The 17,623-nt window shown below is 68.7% G+C and carries 17 protein-coding genes and 1 riboswitch; of the genes, 3 read left to right on the forward strand and 14 right to left on the reverse strand.

Annotated features, from left to right (window positions below; genetic code table 11):
- Window positions 1-8: 8 nt before the first annotated feature.
- Genes ACZYRS_RS00140 through metH form a run of 4 tightly spaced genes read right to left on the reverse strand, consistent with a single transcriptional unit; the run spans window position 9 to window position 6,004 of the window.
- Window positions 9-407 (reverse strand): GtrA family protein, encoded by a 399-nt coding sequence (locus tag ACZYRS_RS00140; RefSeq protein WP_463417665.1) that lies wholly within the window; start codon window positions 405-407, stop codon window positions 9-11.
- Window positions 404-1,405, reverse strand: coding sequence for a glycosyltransferase (locus tag ACZYRS_RS00145; RefSeq protein WP_463417666.1), 1,002 nt, complete (start codon window positions 1,403-1,405; stop codon window positions 404-406). The genes ACZYRS_RS00140 and ACZYRS_RS00145 overlap by 4 nt, the downstream gene beginning before the upstream one ends.
- Entirely contained in the window at window positions 1,402-3,204 is a 1,803-nt protein-coding gene (locus tag ACZYRS_RS00150) for an ArnT family glycosyltransferase (protein ID WP_463417667.1), read from the reverse strand. The genes ACZYRS_RS00145 and ACZYRS_RS00150 overlap by 4 nt, the downstream gene beginning before the upstream one ends.
- Before the next feature lie 52 nt (window positions 3,205-3,256).
- Complete coding sequence (gene metH / locus ACZYRS_RS00155; protein WP_463417668.1) at window positions 3,257-6,004, reverse strand: methionine synthase; 2,748 nt, start codon at window positions 6,002-6,004, stop codon at window positions 3,257-3,259.
- 22 nt (window positions 6,005-6,026) lie between these two features.
- Window positions 6,027-6,100: riboswitch (S-adenosyl-L-homocysteine riboswitch) on the reverse strand.
- Window positions 6,101-6,240: 140 nt separating this feature from the next.
- Here metH and ACZYRS_RS00160 point away from each other — a divergent pair.
- A complete protein-coding gene (locus tag ACZYRS_RS00160; RefSeq protein ID WP_198789429.1) occupies window positions 6,241-7,278 on the forward strand; it encodes a lipase family alpha/beta hydrolase in 1,038 nt (345 codons plus the stop codon).
- Window positions 7,279-7,297: 19 nt separating this feature from the next.
- Entirely contained in the window at window positions 7,298-8,287 is a 990-nt protein-coding gene (locus ACZYRS_RS00165; RefSeq protein WP_463417669.1) for a lipase secretion chaperone, read from the forward strand.
- On the opposite strand, the gene ACZYRS_RS00170 is transcribed toward ACZYRS_RS00165, so the two are convergent.
- Window positions 8,220-8,657, reverse strand: a complete 438-nt coding sequence (locus tag ACZYRS_RS00170) for a PACE efflux transporter (protein ID WP_198789431.1) — start codon at window positions 8,655-8,657, stop codon at window positions 8,220-8,222. The two genes, ACZYRS_RS00165 and ACZYRS_RS00170, sit on opposite strands and share 68 nt — an antisense overlap.
- A 100-nt stretch (window positions 8,658-8,757) precedes the next feature.
- On the opposite strand from ACZYRS_RS00170, the gene ACZYRS_RS00175 reads away from it, so the two are divergent.
- Window positions 8,758-9,681, forward strand: coding sequence for a LysR family transcriptional regulator (locus tag ACZYRS_RS00175; protein WP_463417670.1), 924 nt, complete (start codon window positions 8,758-8,760; stop codon window positions 9,679-9,681).
- A 165-nt stretch (window positions 9,682-9,846) separates the two neighbouring features.
- On the opposite strand, the gene ACZYRS_RS00180 is transcribed toward ACZYRS_RS00175, so the two are convergent.
- From ACZYRS_RS00180 to ACZYRS_RS00220, 9 genes are all read right to left on the reverse strand, one after another.
- Window positions 9,847-10,155, reverse strand: a complete 309-nt coding sequence (locus ACZYRS_RS00180; RefSeq protein ID WP_198789433.1) for a hypothetical protein — start codon at window positions 10,153-10,155, stop codon at window positions 9,847-9,849.
- Window positions 10,156-10,168: 13 nt separating this feature from the next.
- Window positions 10,169-11,218 carry a homocysteine S-methyltransferase family protein gene (locus ACZYRS_RS00185; protein WP_198789434.1) on the reverse strand — a complete coding sequence of 350 codons (1,050 nt, stop codon included), beginning with the start codon at window positions 11,216-11,218 and terminating at the stop codon, window positions 10,169-10,171.
- Window positions 11,219-11,258: 40 nt separating this feature from the next.
- On the reverse strand, window positions 11,259-12,083 hold the full coding sequence (gene hutG / locus ACZYRS_RS00190) for an N-formylglutamate deformylase (protein ID WP_463417671.1): 825 nt from the start codon (window positions 12,081-12,083) through the stop codon (window positions 11,259-11,261).
- A gap of 7 nt (window positions 12,084-12,090) precedes the next feature.
- The gene (locus tag ACZYRS_RS00195) at window positions 12,091-13,473 is read right to left on the reverse strand and encodes a formimidoylglutamate deiminase (RefSeq protein ID WP_463417672.1); all 1,383 of its coding nucleotides are present in this window, start codon (window positions 13,471-13,473) and stop codon (window positions 12,091-12,093) included.
- Window positions 13,470-14,696, reverse strand: a complete 1,227-nt coding sequence (hutI, locus tag ACZYRS_RS00200) for an imidazolonepropionase (protein WP_463417673.1) — start codon at window positions 14,694-14,696, stop codon at window positions 13,470-13,472. The genes ACZYRS_RS00195 and hutI overlap by 4 nt, the downstream gene beginning before the upstream one ends.
- Window positions 14,697-14,716: 20 nt before the next feature.
- Window positions 14,717-15,286 (reverse strand): HutD/Ves family protein, encoded by a 570-nt coding sequence (locus tag ACZYRS_RS00205; protein WP_463417674.1) that lies wholly within the window; start codon window positions 15,284-15,286, stop codon window positions 14,717-14,719.
- A complete protein-coding gene (locus ACZYRS_RS00210; protein ID WP_198789439.1) occupies window positions 15,283-15,951 on the reverse strand; it encodes an amino acid ABC transporter permease in 669 nt (222 codons plus the stop codon). The genes ACZYRS_RS00205 and ACZYRS_RS00210 overlap by 4 nt, the downstream gene beginning before the upstream one ends.
- A gap of 19 nt (window positions 15,952-15,970) precedes the next feature.
- Window positions 15,971-16,726, reverse strand: a complete 756-nt coding sequence (locus tag ACZYRS_RS00215) for a transporter substrate-binding domain-containing protein (RefSeq protein WP_463417675.1) — start codon at window positions 16,724-16,726, stop codon at window positions 15,971-15,973.
- 67 nt (window positions 16,727-16,793) lie between these two features.
- Complete coding sequence (locus tag ACZYRS_RS00220) at window positions 16,794-17,528, reverse strand: IclR family transcriptional regulator (protein ID WP_463417676.1); 735 nt, start codon at window positions 17,526-17,528, stop codon at window positions 16,794-16,796.
- Window positions 17,529-17,623: the final 95 nt, after the last annotated feature.

Raw genomic sequence — 17,623 nt, forward strand, 5'->3', positions numbered from 1 at the left:
CGTGGCGCTCAGGCGCCGGGCTTCGACTTGAAGATCAGGTAGCGCGCCGACAGGAAGTTCACGACCAGTCCCGCGCAGCTGCCCGCGGCCACGCCCGCCGCGGGCGCCCAGGGGCTGGTGACCCAGTGCAGCACCAGCACATACGCGCTGTAGTTGAAAACCAGGCCGCCCAACATGGTGAAGAGATAGCCGAGGTATTCGCGCAGGATGGGGACATCGGCGCTGCGGTCGCTGAAGGTGTAGCGGCGGTTCAGCGCCCAGGTGGCGGTGGCGGCCGCCAGGAACGACAGCACGCGCGCGCCATACCAGCCCAGGAGCGGCGCGAGCAGGTACAGCACCGTCACATCGACCACGTAGCCGATCACCCCCACCAGGCCGAACGACAGGAGCTCGCGCCCGAGCTTCATTTCAAGGCGCTGCGGGTGGTGCTGCGACTGCAGTTGCGCACGCCCGGAATCGCCAGGTAGCGCAGCCGCTTGGCCTCCCTGCGGCCGAGCGTCACGGCGTGCATCACCACGCCGCACACGATCGAGAGCATCGCGCCCAGCATCGCGCCGGTGGCCAGCACCGCCGTGGGGAGCCGGGGCACCAGGCCGGTGTGCATGTAGGTGACCACCAGAGGCACGACCAGCGCGATCGCGCCCGCCGCGAGCAGCGCAGCGATGATCGAGAAGAACTGCAGCGGCCGCTCGCTCACGAAGAGCTTGCAGATGGTCTTGAGGATGCGCCAGCCGTCGCGGTAGGTCGAGAGCTTGCTGTGCGAGCCCTCGGGGCGCGTGCTGTAGGCGGTGCTTTCCTCGGCCCAGGGCATGCGCAGCTCCAGCGCGTGCACGGTGAGTTCGGTCTCGATCTCGAAGCCGCGCGAGAGCGCCGGGAACGACTTCGCATAGCGACGCGAGAACACGCGGTAGCCCGAGAGCATGTCGGTGAGGCCCCCGCCGAAGAGCTGCACCACGGCGCCCGTGAGCATGCGGTTGCCCAGGCGATGGCCCGCGCGGTAGGTGAGCGCGTTCTGCCCGTCGTCGATGCGGTTGCCCACCACCATGTCCAGGTTGCCGTCGACCAGCCGCTGGATGAGGCGCGGCGCCGCGGCCGTGTCGTAGGTGGCGTCGCCATCGACCATCACGTAGATGTCGGCCTCCACGTCGGCGAACATGCGCCGCACCACGTTGCCTTTGCCCGGCGCGGCCACGTGCGTGACGATGGCGCCGGCCGCGCGCGCGACGGCGGCGGTGTCGTCGGTCGAGTTGTTGTCGAACACGTGGATCTCGGCGTCGGCCGGCAGCGCCGCGCGGAACCCCTCGACCACCTGGCGGATGGCCAGCGCCTCGTTGAAGCACGGAATGACCGCGGCAATGCGCGGCGCGGCGCGCGGTCGGCTCACGGTGTCGTCGGCGTCATTCATGGTGCGGTCGGAAGGATACGGTAGGCCCGGCTGCCGTCTTGCGCGAACAGCGGGGCGAAGTGGGTGTCGAAGCCGGCGCGGGTCGCCAGCGTCGGCGCCAGGTGGTCGGGCATGACGATGGCGGTGAAGCCCAGCTTGCCGAGCTTGCGCGCCATGTCGCCGGGCGGCAGCAGCAAAAAGTCGGCATAGCGCCACGGGCCGAGCGTGTCGCCCCAGATCGGATTCGGGCCGTAGTAGATCGCTTCGTTCAGCGCGATCTGGTAGACGCGGCCGGTCGGGTTGCGGCGCAGGTAGTCCATGACGGCATAGCCCGGCACGTGCTGGCGCAGGAACGCCTCGCGCGTCTCGGGCGTGGGCGAAACCATCGCGACCTTGCCCGCGGTCTGCCGCACCGACACCGCCGCGAGCACGGCCAACAGCAGCACGACCACCCAGTCGCCGATGCGCGCCGCACTGCGCCGGTTGGTGAGCTCGGGCACGCCTTCTGCGGCGGCCGCCTTCATGCCGAAGAGGCGACGCACGCCCGCCGCGATCCAGCCGAACAGCACCTGCCAGCCGATGGCGGCCGTCATCGCGAGCAGCGGGAACGAGGCCGTGAGGTACCGCGGATAGCGCGAGGTCACGACCCACACGGCCAGCGAATAGAAGCAGAACCAGCCCGCGGCGCGCACCGCGGCCGAGCGCTTCCACAAGGCGCCGAAGGGCGCGAGGAACACCGACCAGATCAGCGCGTTCGGCATCTCGGCGTGGTCGCGCACGTCGGCCAGTTGCTGCACGTAGTCGGCCGGAATCCACTCGCTGAAGCCGAACACGCGCGCGCCGATCGGGTTGAACGGATCGCCGGTCATGACGGCATTGCGCGCATACCAGTAGATGCACGGAATGAGAAAGCACACGAGCGCGAGCGCCCAGGCCTTGGGCCGGCGCTCATGCCACACGACGAACAGCGCCACCAGCGGCATGAAGACCAGCGCCTGGTACTTGGAGCCCGCCGCCACGCCCAGGCAGAAGGCGGCAAGCCCGAGCCAGCGCATGCCGCTGTGCACCGGCTGCGATTCACGCCACCACCACAGCGACACGCAGGCCGTGAGCACGAAGAGCGCCACGCCCATGTCGATCAGCGCGTTCGAGTAATCGCCCAGCCCCAGCCAGATCGCCGCGCCGATACAGGCGGTGAGCCGGTTGGCGTGCAGCATGCCCAGGCGATAGATCATCACCACCGAGAGCCCGCCCGCCAGCGCGTTCAGGAAGTGCGGCAGCACGTCGTCGCCCACCTGCAATGCAGCGGCGTAGAGCAGGTTGTAGTTGTACGGAAACCAGGGGTAGCGCAGCCATTCGTGGATGCCCAGCGAGCCCTGCTGCGCGACTTCGCGTGCATAGGGCAGGTGGTACATCAGCTCGTCGAAGGCGGCCGGCGGGGCGAGCGGCGCGACCAGCGCGGGCAGCGCGACCAACGCCAGCGCCACCATCGCGATGCGGTCGAAGTAGGTCCACGGCACGGCGACGGCGCTCGCGTTCAGGGCGCGCCGCTCGCGCAGCCAGGCGGGCAACTGCAGCGCGGCGACGACGACGCCCGCGGCAACCACCGCCAGCGTGGCGCCGAGCTTGAACACGCCGAAGATCGCCAGCACCTGGAACGCGCAGATGAAGAGCCCGACGCCGAGCGCCGTGGCCACCGCGCCTTCGAGCCATGCATCGCGGCGCGGCGGCGGTGCCAGGCGGGCCAGCACGCCGCGCCCCCACCCCCAGCAGCTGACGATGAAAACCACGAGTGCCGCGTAGTGCGCGGCTGCAAACATCAGCTTCTGAATAACAACTCCCGGTGCCGGTCGGCCACGCCGGCCGGCAGGTTCAAAGGTTGGGCGCCAGCAGGCGCTCCAGGACGGACTCGCTCTCCTTGCGCCGCGCGGCCTGGTCCTGCAACTGGTCGTGCCCGATCTTGCCGACGTTGAAGTACGTCGCGTCGGGGTGGCTCAGGTAGAAACCGCTGACGCTGGCGGCGGGCATCATAGCGAGGCTTTCCGTCAGGGTCATGCCAATGTCCGCGCAGTTCAGAAGGTCGAACATCGGGCCCTTCACGCTGTGGTCCGGGCAGGCCGGGTAGCCGGGCGCGGGGCGGATGCCGCGGTACTTCTCGCCGATCATGTCCTCGTTGCTGAGGCTCTCGTCGTGCGCGTAGCCCCAGAGGTCGGTGCGCGCACGGTGGTGCAGCGATTCGGCAAAGGCCTCGGCCAGCCGGTCGGCCAGGGCCTTCAACATGATGGCCGAGTAGTCGTCCAGGTCGTCGATGAAGTACTTCTCTTTTTTCTCGACGCCCAGGCCCGCGGTGACTGCGAACACGCCCACGTAGTCCGCGAGGCCGCTGTCCTTGGGCGCGACGAAGTCGGCCAGGCAGCGGCTGGGGCGCATCACGCCGTCGATCGCCTGCTTTTCGGTCTGCTGGCGCATGCCGTACCAGGTGAGCGCGACTTCGCTGCGCGTCTCGTCGGTGTAGAGCTCGATGTCGTCGTCGTTCACCGTGTTGGCGGGCCAGAAGCCGACGATGCCGCTCGCGCTGAGCCAGCGGCCTTCGATCAGGCGCTTCAACATGCGCTGGCCGTCGGCGTACACGCGCACGGCTTCCGTGCCGACGACTTCGTCCTTCAGGATCGCGGGGAACGGGCCGGCCAGGTCCCAGGTCTGGAAGAACGGGCCCCAGTCGATGTACTTGGCGAGCTCGGTGAGGTCGAAGTTCTTGAACACGCGACGGCCGATGAACTTCGGCACGGGCGGCGTGTAGTTCGTCCAGTCGATGGGCGTCTTGTTGGCGCGCGCCTTGGCCAGCGGCCACATCGGCACCTGCTTCTTGTTGGCGTGCTGCGTGCGCACCTTCTCGTAGTCGGCATTGATCTCGTCGATGTACGCGGTGGCCTGGTCGGAGAGCAGCGACTGCGCCACGCTCACGCTGCGCGACGCATCGGGCACGTAGACCACGGGGCCTTCGTAATGCGGCGCGATCTTCACGGCCGTGTGCACGCGGCTGGTGGTGGCGCCGCCGATCATGAGCGGGATCTTCTTGATGCGGAAATGGTCGTCGCGCTGCATCTCGCCGGCCACGTACTGCATCTCTTCCAGGCTCGGCGTGATGAGGCCCGAGAGGCCCACGATGTCCGCGCCCTCGACCTTGGCGCGCGCCAGGATCTCGTGGCACGGGACCATCACGCCCATGTTCACCACTTCGAAGTTGTTGCACTGGAGCACGACGGTCACGATGTTCTTGCCGATGTCGTGCACGTCGCCCTTCACCGTGGCGATGATGATCTTGCCCTTGGTGCGCACGTCGCGGCCGGCGGCCTCGTCGCGCAGCTTTTCTTCCTCGATGTAGGGCAGCAGGTGGGCCACGGCGGACTTCATCACGCGCGCCGACTTGACCACCTGCGGCAGGAACATCTTGCCGGCGCCGAACAGGTCGCCCACGATGTTCATGCCGTCCATGAGCGGGCCTTCGATCACGTGCAGCGGACGGCCGCCCCTGGCCAGGATCTGCTGGTAGGCCTCTTCGGTGTCTTCGACGATGAAGTCGGTGATGCCGTGCACCATGGCGTGCGAGAGGCGCTGGTTGACGTGCACCGGGTGCTCGGGCGTGCCGCGCCATTCGAGGCGCTTGCTCTCGTCCTTGGCGCCGCTCTTGGCGGTCTCGGCGACTTCCACGAGGCGTTCGCCAGCGTCCGGACGGCGGTTGAGCACCACGTCTTCCACGCGCTCGCGCAGTTCGGGCTCCAGGTCGTCGTACACGCCCACCATGCCCGCGTTGACGATGCCCATGTCCATGCCCGCCTTGATCGCGTGGTACAGGAACACGGTGTGGATCGCTTCGCGCATCGGGTCGTTGCCGCGGAAGCTGAAGCTCACGTTCGACACGCCGCCCGACACCTTGGCGCCCGGCAGGTTCTCCTTGATCCAGCGCACCGCGTTGATGAAGTCGACCGCGTAGTTGTCGTGCTCCTCGATGCCGGTGGCGATGGCGAAGATGTTCGGGTCGAAGATGATGTCCTCGGGCGCAAAGCCCACCTCGTCCACCAGGATGCGGTAGGCGCGCTCGCAGATCTCGACCTTGCGCTCGTAGGTGTCGGCCTGGCCCTTCTCGTCGAAGGCCATCACCACGGCGGCGGCGCCGTAGCGCTTCACGAGCTTGGCCTCGTGCTTGAACTTGTCCACGCCCTCCTTCATGGAGATGGAGTTGACGATGCCCTTGCCCTGGATGCAGCGAAGGCCCGCCTCGATCACCTCCCACTTGGAGCTGTCCACCATCACCGGCACGCGCGCGATGTCGGGCTCGCTGGCAATGAGGTTCAGGAAGCGGACCATCGCGACCTTGCTGTCCAGCATGGCCTCGTCCATGTTGATGTCGATCACCTGGGCGCCGTTCTCCACCTGCTGGCGCGCGACGGCCAGGGCCTCTTCGAACTGGCCGTTCAGGATCATCCGCGCGAAGGCCTTGGAGCCGGTGACGTTGGTGCGCTCGCCGATGTTGACGAACAGCGTCCCCGCGCCGATGGCGACCGGCTCGAGGCCGGACAGCTTCATGGGGGGAACGGCAATTTGGGGGGTCTGGGCCATGGGCTCACCTGCGAAAGGAACAAACAGGCGAGCGTCGTTTTGAAATCCCAAGCCTGACGGCCCGCCTGGCGGACCGCTGCAACGCTCCTTGGGAGGGGATGGATTTTAAGGGCGTTCGCCCGCTCCCGCGGGAAAGCCCTATGCAGGCCTCCCAGGCACCCCCCACAGAATGCGGGCGCGCAATTCGTCGAAGAACGAACGTTCGTGTTTTTATTTGAAAACAAAGGAATGAACATATGCCAAGAAAGAGGAATTCGAGGCTGCTGCGCCTCACCGCCCGCCCGGTCTGCGCCGCACTGCTCTTCGGCCTTTTGGGGACGACCACGCTGAGCCAGGCGGCCATCACCGACACCCCCACGCAGGTCCAGGCCCGGGTGACGTCCAGCGAAGCGAAGACGAAGAACCCGATCGTGCTGGTGCACGGCCTCTTCGGCTTCGACAACGTGCTGGGCATCGACTACTTCTATCGCATCCCCGAGAGCTTGGCCGGCGCGGGCGCCAAGGTGTACGTGGCCCAGGTCTCGGGCGCCAACAGTTCCGAGATCCGCGGCGAGCAGCTGATCCAGGAGCTGAAGAACCTGCGGGCGCTCTCGGGCAACCCGTCGCTCAAGTTCAACCTCATCGGCCATTCGCAGGGCGCGCCCACCGCGCGCTACGTGGCGGCGGTGGAGCCCGGGCTGGTCGCCTCGGTCACCTCCGTGGGCGGTGCCAACGGCGGCTCGAAGGTGGCCGACATCCTGCGCAGGATTCCCGAGGGCAGCGTCTCCGAGGCGGTGGTCGCCGAGACGCTGCGCCTGGCGATGCTGCTGCTGGGCGCCCTCTCGGGCAAGGACCCGAGCGAGCTGCCCGAGGTGCCGTTGAACGCGCTCAGCTCGCTCACCACCGCGGGCGGCGCGGCCTTCGACAAGAAATTTCCGCAGGGCCGCCCGGCCCCCGGCGCCTCGTGCGACGTGAAGAGCGGCCCGGCCGAGGCGAACGGCGTGCGCTACTACTCGTGGTCCGGCGTGCAGCCGCTCACCAACGCGTTCGATGCGAGCGACGTGGCGATGGGCGGGCTGAGCCTCATCGCCTTCGGGGGCGAGACCAACGACGGCCTGCTGGCCGTGTGCAGCACCCGCCTGGGCACGCACCTGGGCGACTACCGCCAGAACCACCTGGACGAGGTCAACCAGCTTTTCGGCCTGACCTACATCGGGCTGTGGACGCTGTTCGAGAAGAAGCCGGTGCAGCTCTTCCAGGAGCAGGCGGCGCGCTTGAAGAGCGCGGGCCTCTGACGATGCGGCACGCCTCCTCGTGAAAAAGGCCAGACCGCTGCAGCTCGGTGCGATGGCGGGCGCCGCGGCGCTCGCCATCCTCGGCGGATGGTGGCTGGTGGACGGGCTGCCGCCGGCCGACGCCCCCGAGACGGTGGTGGCGACTTCCGCCGCCGCCGGCCCGGGTGGCACGGTCGGCGCAGTGCCGGCAGCGCAGCCGATCGGCGACGCCCGCCCCGCCCCCGATGCCATGCTGAACCCCTCGCTCATCCTCGTCTTCGAGAGCGTGCTCGCCGAGGCGCAGGCCACCGGCAAGGCGGCCTTCATGGCGATGGCGCCCGCCCTGCTCGCCAAGCGCCTGCCGGCCGAACTGGTCGCGCGCGCGATGGGCCTGCTGGAGCGCTACGTCGACATGCAGGAGGCCATGCAGGCCCTGCCACCGCCCGATGGCGGCGACCCCGCATCGCTGCGCAAGACCATCGAGGCGCGCGCCGAAGTGCGGCGCCGGTACTTCGCGCCCGAGGAAATCGAAGGCCTCTTCGGCGACGAGATCCGCCAGGACATCCTCATGGCCGAGAAGATGGCGCTCGCCCGAGACGCCAACCTCACGCCCGAAGAGCGCGCGGCCGCCGCGCAGCGCCGCGAGGAGGCCCTGCTCACGCCCGAACAGCGCGAGCAGCGCCGCGCCTTCACCGCGCAGGTCGACGTGCAGCGCCAGACCGACGCCATGGACGCGCGCGGCGCGAGCGCCCAGGAGCGCTTTGCCGAACGCAGCGCCGCCTACGGCTACGAAGCGGCCCGCCAGCTGGCCGCGCTGGACCAGGAAAACCGGGACTGGAACAGCCGCCTCGACCAGTACGCCAATGCGCCCCCGGAGCAGCAGGAGCAGCTGCGCGAATCGCTCTTCAACGAACGCGAGCGCCTGCGCCTGGCCGGCGCGCTGGCGCTGCGGGGGTCACGGTCTACGCCGTCTGGGCCGAGCCCATCGCCGAACGCGGCAGGCCAAACACCCGGTCGAAGCCCCAGTTGAAGACGAAGGTGTAGACCAGGAAGAACACCACCAGGCCCAGGTCCATCACCAGCGCCTGCCAGAGCGAAACGCCCAGGCCCCAGGCGAACATCGGCACCAGGAACGCGATCAGCCCGCCCTCGAAGCCGATGGCGTGGGCGATGCGGCGGCGCACGCTGCGCCCGCGCACGGCCTGGCGCGATTCCCAGCGCTCGAAGAGCGCGTTGAAGATCAGGTTCCAGATCACCGCGACGACCGAGGCCGCCACCGCCAGCACGCCGGAATGGCCGAGCCCCGCGTCCGTCATCAGGGCCAGGCCGGCGCTGGCGCACACGATGGCGATCCCTTCGTACAGGGAGATGTAGACGACACGACGCTGGAGCCCTTGCATGACTTTTCCTCTTGAACTTGAATACGATGGATGGACTTTATTTGCTATTTACTGATATAAATAGTCATCTTATTTCAATTAAATTGATAGATCGGACGCCATGGCCTTCTCCAGCGACAACGTCGAGGTGTTCCTGGCCGTGATCGACCACGGCTCCTTCTCGGCCGCCGCGCGGGCGCTGCACAAGGTGCCCTCGGCCGTGAGCATGGCCATCGCGGGCCTGGAAGCCGAGCTTGACCTGCCCCTGTTCGACCGCAAGGGCCGCGAGCCCCAGCCCACCGCCGCCGCGCGTTCGCTGGAGCCGCAGGCGCGGATGCTCGCGGCGCAATTGAAGCAGCTGCAGGTGCAGGCGCTCGCGCTGACCCAGGGGCTGGAAAACCGCCTGACGCTGGCGATTGCGCCCGAGCTCCTGGCCGCGCCCTGGAGTGGCCCGCTCGCCGAACTCGCGCAGGAATACCCGCTGCTGCAGGTCGAGGTGCTGGCCGCGCCGCAGGCCGACGCGCTGGCGCTGCTGCACAGCGGCCGCGCACAGCTGGCGCTGGTGTTCGAGCGCCCGAGCCTGGACGGCCGCGAGGGTTTCCAGGAAGTGGGCAGCGACACGATGGTGGCCGTGATGGCGCCCGATCACCCGGCGCTCGTCGCGGCGGCCGGCGAACGGCTGCGGGAAGAGCACCTCACGAACACGCGCCAGATCGTCGTCGCCGGCCGCGACCTGGCCACCAGCGATCCGCGCTTCGTGTTCGCGCGTCACGTCTGGCGCACCGACAATGCGCTGGCCGCGCTGAGCCTGATCACCGCCGGTCTCGGCTGGGGGTGGCTCCCGCGCAATTTCGCGCGGCCGCACGTGGCGGCGGGCGCGCTGGTCGAGATTCCGTTCGAGAACCTCAGCAACGGCCTCGACCTGTGGGTCGATGTGGTGTGGTCGAGGGAGCGCCCGCTGGGGCTGGGCGCGCAGCGCTTCGTGGCGCTGATCGCGCGCGACCGGCAGGCGGCCGCGCACGCGCCGAAGGATTCGGCGCCGTGAGTGGGTGATCGACGAGTGCGCTGAAGCGATCGCACCGATGGGGTGCCTTGCGCAGCGAAATCAAGGAGGAGGCCGCAGGCCGGGGGACATTCGCGGAGCAAGGCACCCCGTCGGTGTGATCGCTGCCCTGAACGATCCGTCCCACGCGCCCCGACCTCACAACGCTCAGGGCGCAGGCTTCGGTGGCGGCAGCATCAACACCATTTGCGTGATCGCGTACTCGCAATCGCGCGTGCCACGCAGGCAGTAGGCGGCCGTCGGCGCGACGTCGAAGATGGCGGGCGGCAGATCCGGGCAGGCCACGGCGATCTTGCCGGGGGTCGGCACGCTGACCTTGCAGTCGGGGCGCGCACCGGCGATGCGGTCGGACAGCAGCGTGTCCCACGACGGCGGCTTGCCGGTGTCGCCGCAGCCTCCCGCGAGCGCCGACACCAGGAGCGCGAATCCCGCGAAGCGGGGGGCGGCACCGCGCATCGGGTGCGCCGGTTCAGGCGGCTTCGCTGTAGAAGCCGGCGGCGTTGTTCAGAAGGCGTCCGGGCACCGGGGCCACGGCACGGCCGATCGCCGCGATGTGGTCCGGCGTCGTGCCGCAGCAGCCGCCCACGATGTTCACCAGCCCCTCGGCCGCGAACTCGTGCAAGAGGCGCGAGGTGACATCGGGCGTCTCGTCGAAACCGGTGTCGCTCATCGGGTTGGGCAGGCCCGCGTTCGGGTAGCAGCTGATGAAGGTGTCGCCCGCCACGCGCGCGAGCTCCTGGATGTAGGGGCGCATCAGCGCCGCGCCCAGCGCGCAGTTCAGGCCGATGGCCAGCGGCCGCGCGTGCCGCACGCTGTGCCAGAACGCGGTGACGGTCTGGCCGCTCAGGATGCGGCCGGAGGCGTCGGTCACCGTGCCGCTGATGATCAGCGGCAGGCGCTCGCCGCTGTTGTCGAAGTACTCGTCCACCGCGAAGAGCGCGGCCTTGGCGTTGAGCGTGTCGAAGATCGTCTCGACCAGGATCACGTCGGCGCCGCCTTCGACCAGCGCCTCGGTCTGCTCGTAGTAGGCGGCGCGCAGCGATTCGAAATCGACATTGCGCGCGCCCGGGTCGTTCACGTCGGGGCTGATGCTCGCGGTCTTGGGCGTCGGGCCGAGGGCGCCGGCCACGAAGCGCGGCTTGTCGGGGGTGCTGAACTTGTCGCAGGCCGCGCGCGCGAGCTTGGCGGATTGGAGGTTCATCTCGCGCGCCAGGTGCGCCATCTTGTAGTCCTCCTGCGCGATGGTGGTCGCGCCGAAGGTGTTGGTCTCGATGAGGTCGGCGCCCGCCGCGAGGTAGCCCTCGTGGATGTCGGAGATCACGTCGGGCCGGGTGAGCGAGAGCAGCTCGTTGTTGCCCTTCACGTCGCGCTCGAAGTCCTTGAAGCGCTCGCCGCGGTACTGTTCCTCGGTGAGCTTGAAGCGCTGGATCATCGTGCCCATGGCGCCATCGAGGATGGCAATGCGCTTTTCGAGGATGCCGGCCAGAGCCTGGCCGCGGGTATAGATGACGGGCTTCATAACCTCCGATTGTAGAAAAGGAGGCTTGCCCTGCCGCCCGTCAGTGCTTTGCCGGCCCCTCGACGAAGGCCAGCACCGCCTCGATCATCCGCCGCACATGCGGCTGCACGCCGGCCGCCACCTCGGGCAGATAGTCGAAGGGCAGCTTCTCCTGCATGTAGCTCGACTGCGTCATCTCCAGCTGCACCGCGTGCACGCCGCCGGCCGGGTTGCCGTACTGGCGCGTGATGTGGCCGCCCTTGAAGCGGCCGTTGAGGACGCCCGTGTAGCCCGTGGCCGATTCGGCGATGCCGAGCACCGTGGCGGCCAGCGCCGGGTCGCAGCTCGTGCCGTTGCCGGTGCCCAGGTTCAGGTCGGGCAGCTTGCCTTCGAAAAAGCGCGGCAGCACCGAGCGGATCGAGTGCGCATCCCACAGCGCGATGGTGCCGTGCTCGGCCTTCAGGCGGTCGAGCTCGGCCTGCAGCTGGCGGTGGTACGGGTGCCAGATCGCGTCGCGGCGCTGGGCCACTTCTTCGTCGTTCGGCAGGTCGTCGCTCGATGCGTAGACCGGCGTGTCGTCGAAGGTGTCGACCGGGCACAGGCCGGTGACGCTCTGGCCCGGGTAGAGGCTCGCGCCATCCGGTGGACGGTTCAGGTCGATCACGTAGCGCGAGTGCGTGGCCACGAGCACCGAGGCGCCGAGTTCGTCGGCGAAGTCGTAGAGCCTCTCGAGGTGCCAGTCGGTGTCGGGCACATGGCGCGCCTCGTCGGTGAGGCGCGCGGCCAGCGCGGGCGGCACGTGGGTGCCGACGTGCGGCATCGAGATCAGCAGCGGGCGCGTGCCCTGGCGGAAACGGAATGCCGGTTCGGCGGTGGTGAAGGCCATGGTGGTTTCAGTCCTGAAGGAGTTGGGTGCGCGCCGCCACGAAGGCGGACGCGGATTCGGCGTGCAGCGTGTGGCGTCCGGCCGAGACGCGCTCGCGGCCGGCCACCCACACGGTGTCGATGGCAGAGGTGCGGTGGCTCGCGAAGACATGCGCCGAAAGCATGTCGGGCGCGGGCAGACCTTGCAGCGCAACGTGCGCCGCATCGAGCACGATGAAGTCGGCCTGCTGCCCCGCGGCGAGCCCGCCGGTCGCGCGGCCCGAGGCCTGCGCGCCGCCCTGCACTGCTTCGAGCGTGAGCGCCGTGGCGACATGCGGCTGCGCCGCGCTCGCGCCGACGTTGCGCTGGCGCTTGGCCAGGCGCTGGCTGTATTCGAGCATCAGCAGTTCTTCGGCCGCGTTGACGCTCGCGTGGCTGTCGGAGCCCACGCCCCATGCGCCGCCGTGGCTGCGCCACTTGGCGAAATCGAAGATGCCGTCGCCCAGGTTCGCCTCGGTCGTCGGGCACAGGCCCGCGACCGCGCCGCTCTTCGCGGCGTATTCGTATTCGGCGTCGTTCATGTGCGTCGCGTGCACGAGGCACCAGCGCGCATCGACCGGCGCATGGTCGAGCAGCCACTCGACGGGGCGCAGGCCGCTCCATTCGACGCAGTCGTCCACTTCCTTCGTCTGCTCGGCGATGTGGATGTGGATCGGCGCCGTGCGGTCGATGGCTTCGAGCCCCGCGACCGCATCGCGCAGCGCCTCGGGCGGCACGGCGCGCAGCGAGTGCGGCGCCAGGCCCAGGCGCGCGCCCTGCGCATCGCACGCGGGCTTGAGCGCTTCGAGCAGGCGCAGCATCGATTCGGTCGAGCGCACGAAGCGGCGCTGGCCTTCGTTGGGCGGCTGGTCGCCGAAACCGCTGGTCTGGTAGAGCACCGGCAGCAGCGTGAAGCCGATGCCGGTCTTTTTCGCGGCGCGCAGCAGCGCGAGGCTCAGCGTCGCGTCGTCGGCATAGGGGCGGCCGTCGGCGTCGTGGTGCACGTACTGGAATTCGCACACGCTCGTGTAGCCCGCCTCGAGCATCTCGGCATAGAGCCAGGTCGCGATCGCTTCCATGTGCTGCGGGCCCAGGCGCGCGGCGAAGCGGTACATCAGCGTGCGCCAGCTCCAGAAGCTGTCGTGCTGCTCGGCGCGGTGCTCGGTGAGGCCGGCGAAGGCGCGCTGGAAAGCATGCGAGTGCAGGTTGGGCATCCCGGGGATCACGGGGCCGTTCGCCACCTGCGCGCCTGCCGATGGCTGCGCGGCGGTCTGCACTTGCGTGAGCTGGCCGGCGTCGCTCCATGTAAGCAGCACATTCTTCGCCCAGCCCGCAGGCAGCAGCGCATCGGCTGCGAAAAGCGTGCGCGTCATGCTGCGTTTTCCAATGCAATGCGCCCTTGGCGCACCGCGGTGCGCAACGGACGTTGACCGAACCAGTACGCGAGCTCGGCCGCATCGCGCACATTCCACAGCACGAAGTTCGCGGGCATGCCTTCGGCGATCGCGCCGTGCGTGGCTGCGAGGCCCAGCGCGCGCGCCGCATGCAGCGTGACGCCGGCCAGCGCCTCGGGCACCGTCAGGCGGAACAGCGTGCATGCCATGTTCACCATCAGCAGCAGGCTCAGCGTCGGCGAGGTGCCGGGGTTGTGGTCGGTGGACACGGCCATCGGCACGCCCGCGGCGCGCAGCGCCTCGATGGGCGGCAGGTGCGTATCGCGCAGCGTGTAGTAGGCGCCGGGCAGCAGCACGGCCACGGTGCCCGACTGGCGCATCGCCGCGATACCCTCGGCCGAGAGGTGCTCGATGTGGTCGCACGACAGCGCCCCGTAGCGCGCGGCGAGCGCGGCACCGCCCATGTTCGAGAGCTGCTCGGCATGCAGCTTCACCGGCAGGCCCAGCGCCTTCGCGGCCTGGAAGACCTGTTCGGTTTCCGCGAGCGAAAAGGCAATGCGTTCGCAGAACACGTCCACCGCGTCGACGAGGCCTTCGGCCGCGAGCGCGGGCAGCATCTCGCGGCACACGAGGTCGACGTACTCGCCGCTGCGGTTCGCGTATTCGGGCGGCAGTGCGTGCGCGCCGAGGAAGGTGGTGCGCACGGTGACGCCATACGCGTCGCCGAGGCGCCGCGCGACCCGTAGTTGCTTTCGCTCATGTTCGAGCGAGAGGCCGTAGCCCGACTTGATCTCGATGGCGCAGACGCCATCGGCCAGCAGCTGTTCGAGGCGCGGTGCGGCCTGCGCGAAGAGCGTGTCTTCATCGGCCTCGCGCGTGGCGCGCACCGACGAGACGATGCCGCCGCCCGCCTTCGCCACTTCTTCGTAGGTCGCGCCCGCGAGCCGCATCGCGAATTCGTTCGCGCGCTGGCCGCCGTAGACCAGGTGCGTGTGGCAATCGACGAGGCCGGGCGTGACGAGCGCATCGCCGCCGTCGTGCGCAGAAAGCTCCGCGAACTCGGCGGGCAACGCGTTGCGTGCGCCGACCCAGCGGATCGTGCCTTCCGCAACCACGATGGCGGCTTCGGTGCCGGCATCGGTCGCCAGGCGCAGGCCAGTCCAGAGGCCGTCGGCCGATGGGTATTCGTTGGCAGGTTTCATCATCTTGTTCTTTCTGCAGATTACGCCGGCACGATGCGGACCGCCACCAGCCGCGCGTCTTCGCTCTCTGGCGCCGCTTGCCACGCCAGCGGCGCGTCGGCCCAGTGCAGGCCCTCGCCCTCCGTGCACGCCTGGTCGTTCACACGCCATGCGCCGCGCAGGGCCAGCAGCACGCCGTGCGGTGCAGCCTCGATGGTCGATGCGTGGTCCAGCACCTGCACGTCGGCGCGCCACTGGCCGTGGCGCGTCATCACGTTGAAGTCGTTCGACGCACCGCCCAGCAGCGTGCAGTCGATCGCATCGTCGCCGCTGAAGGCGAACGGCCGGTGCGGCACATCGAGCCGGTGTTCCACGCGCCCGTCGTGCGTGAAGAGCCGCACCCCATCGCCTTCGAGCAGCATGATGCTGCGGTCGATGCCCGCGAACACCGAGAATGGCCCCGCCGCCGCGATGGTCGCGATGCTCACGCGCCAGCCGAAGCGCTCGAGCCCCGCGCCCTGCGGCCAGCTCGCGATCTCCTGCGTGGTGCCGCCGCCGTTCTTCCACGGCATGGCGGGCAGCGTGGCGCGCGAAAAACGTTGCACGCTCATCGCATCAACCCGCCTTGCCGCAGCTTCTGCTCGAAGTGCCGCAGCACCAGCGTCATCGTCCCGGTCAGCACGAAGTACACGAGCGCGATCGCCAGGTACACCTCCAGCGACCGGTACGACACGCTGATGATCTTCTGCCCCTCGTGCATCACGTCGTGGATCGTCAGGAGCGACACCAGCGCCGAGTTCTTGATGAGCGCGATGAACTCGTTGCCCAGCGGCGGAATCATCCGCACCACCGCCTGCGGCAGCACGATCTGGCGCATCGCCACGCCGGGCGTCATGCCGAGCGATTGCGCGGCCATCGTCTGGCCCTTGTCGATCGACTGGATCGCGCCGCGCACGATCTCCGACACGTACGCGCCCGAGTACACGCCGAGCCCCAGCACGCCGCAAAGGAACGCGGGCAGCAGGATGCCGAAGTGCGGCAGGCCGAAGAACAGGATGAAGAGTTGCACCAGCAGCGGCGTGCCGCGGATGACGGCCACGTAGGCGGTGCACACGCCGTAGAGCCAGCGCCGCTTCGGGTTCAGCCGGCCGATGCCGACGATGAGCCCGAGCACGCAGCCCAGCGCGAGCGCGCACGCGGTGATTTCCACCGTGACGAGCGCGCCGCGCAGCAGGTCGGGCCAGCCCTGCCAGACCGGCGAGAAATCGAAATCCATCGCGCGTTACTTTTCTTTTTTACTTGGCCGTGGTGCTGAACCACTTCTTCTCGATCTGCGCGTAGGTGCCGTCCGCCTTGAGCTTCTCGATCGCACCGTTCACCGCCTTGGTGAGTTCGGGCGTGTCCTTGCGGATGGCCATGCCGTACTCCTCGGTGGTGATCTGCTCGGGCAGCACCTTCAGGCCGCCGCGCGTGCGCACGTACTGGTAGGCGGCGGGCTTGCCGGTGACGGCCGCGTCGGCCCGGCCGATGTCCACGAGGTTGAACATCTCCTGGTTCTTCTCGACTTCCATCAGCTGCACCTGCGGGTACTTTTCCTTCGTGAAGGCAACCGACTTGGTGCCCACCTGCACGCTGACCTTCTTGCCGTTGATGTCGGCCGGTGCCTTGATCGCCGTGTTGCCATCCTTCACCATCACCACGAGGCCGCCCGCGTAGTAGGGCACGGTGAAGTCGACCACCTTCTTGCGCTCGTCGGTGATGTAGATGGCCGAGACGGCCATGTCGAAGCGCTTGGAAATGAGGCCCGGAACGAGCCCCTTGAAGTCGATGTCGATCCACTCGATCTTGCGGCCCATCGCCTTGCCGACGGCTTCGACCAGCTCCACGTCGAAGCCGGTGCGCTTGCCGTTCTCCACGAACTCCATCGGCGGGAAGGTGGCATCGGTGGCCACGCGCAGCGGCTCGCCCTGCGCGTGCGCGGCGCCGGCGAAGAAACCGAAGAGAGCGAGGCCGGAGACTGCGGCGGCGGCGAGGGTGCGACGGGTGTTCATGGTGAAGGCTTTCATGGGGTTTGAAAAAGGTAGAAGCGACTGGCTAACTGGCTGACTGGACGACTGGCTACTGGAGCGCGCGCGAGATGCGCGCCGCCGTGACGACGGTCATGTGGAGCAATGCAGCTTCCATGCCCTGCACGCGCGTGATCGGCGCCATGAGCGTGATCGCGCCGCGCAGCCGCCGGCCCGTGGCCAGCACCGGCGCGCTCACGCCCCAGACGCCGGCATCGACCTCGCCCTGCGTGACGGCATGGCCCGCTTCGCGGATCGCATCGAGTTCAGTCGTGCGCTCTGCGCGACGCTGTGCGCTTTCGCCCAGGCCCTCGAGCAACGCATCGCGCTGGTCCAGCGGCATGTGCGCGAGCAGGCACTTGGCGCTCGCGCCGTCGCTGGCCGGAACGCTGCGGCCGCGGTCGAACGAGCAGCGCAGCGAATGTTCGCTGTCGATCATCTCCAGGCACACCACGCGGTCGTTCACCGCGGTGACCAGCGCCACGCTCTCGTGGCTCTGCTGCACCAGCGCGCGCATGTCGGCGCGCGCGGCCATCACGAGGTCGGAGTTGCCGTCGAAGCCGCTCGCCAGTTGCACGCTCACGGGGCCCGGCGAGTAGCGCCCGTCGGACTCCATCACGAAGCCCCAGCGGCGCAGCGTGGCGATCTGGCGGTACAGCGTGCTCTTGACGAGGCCGGTGGCCTGCGCGAGTTCGGCGGCCGTCATCGCGACCTTGCTCTGCGCCAGCACCGACAGCACGAACAGCGCGCGGTCGTTGTGGGCGGGAGCATCGGTCGGGAGCGTCATCGCAGGCAGTATCTTGCTGGCCGTTCTCACTTCCAAGCCCTGATTCCCACCGGGTGGGAATGGGCCGGATTTTTACTTCTACCTTTGTCTTACCG

Source organism: Variovorax sp. AC194, assembly GCF_979257995.1.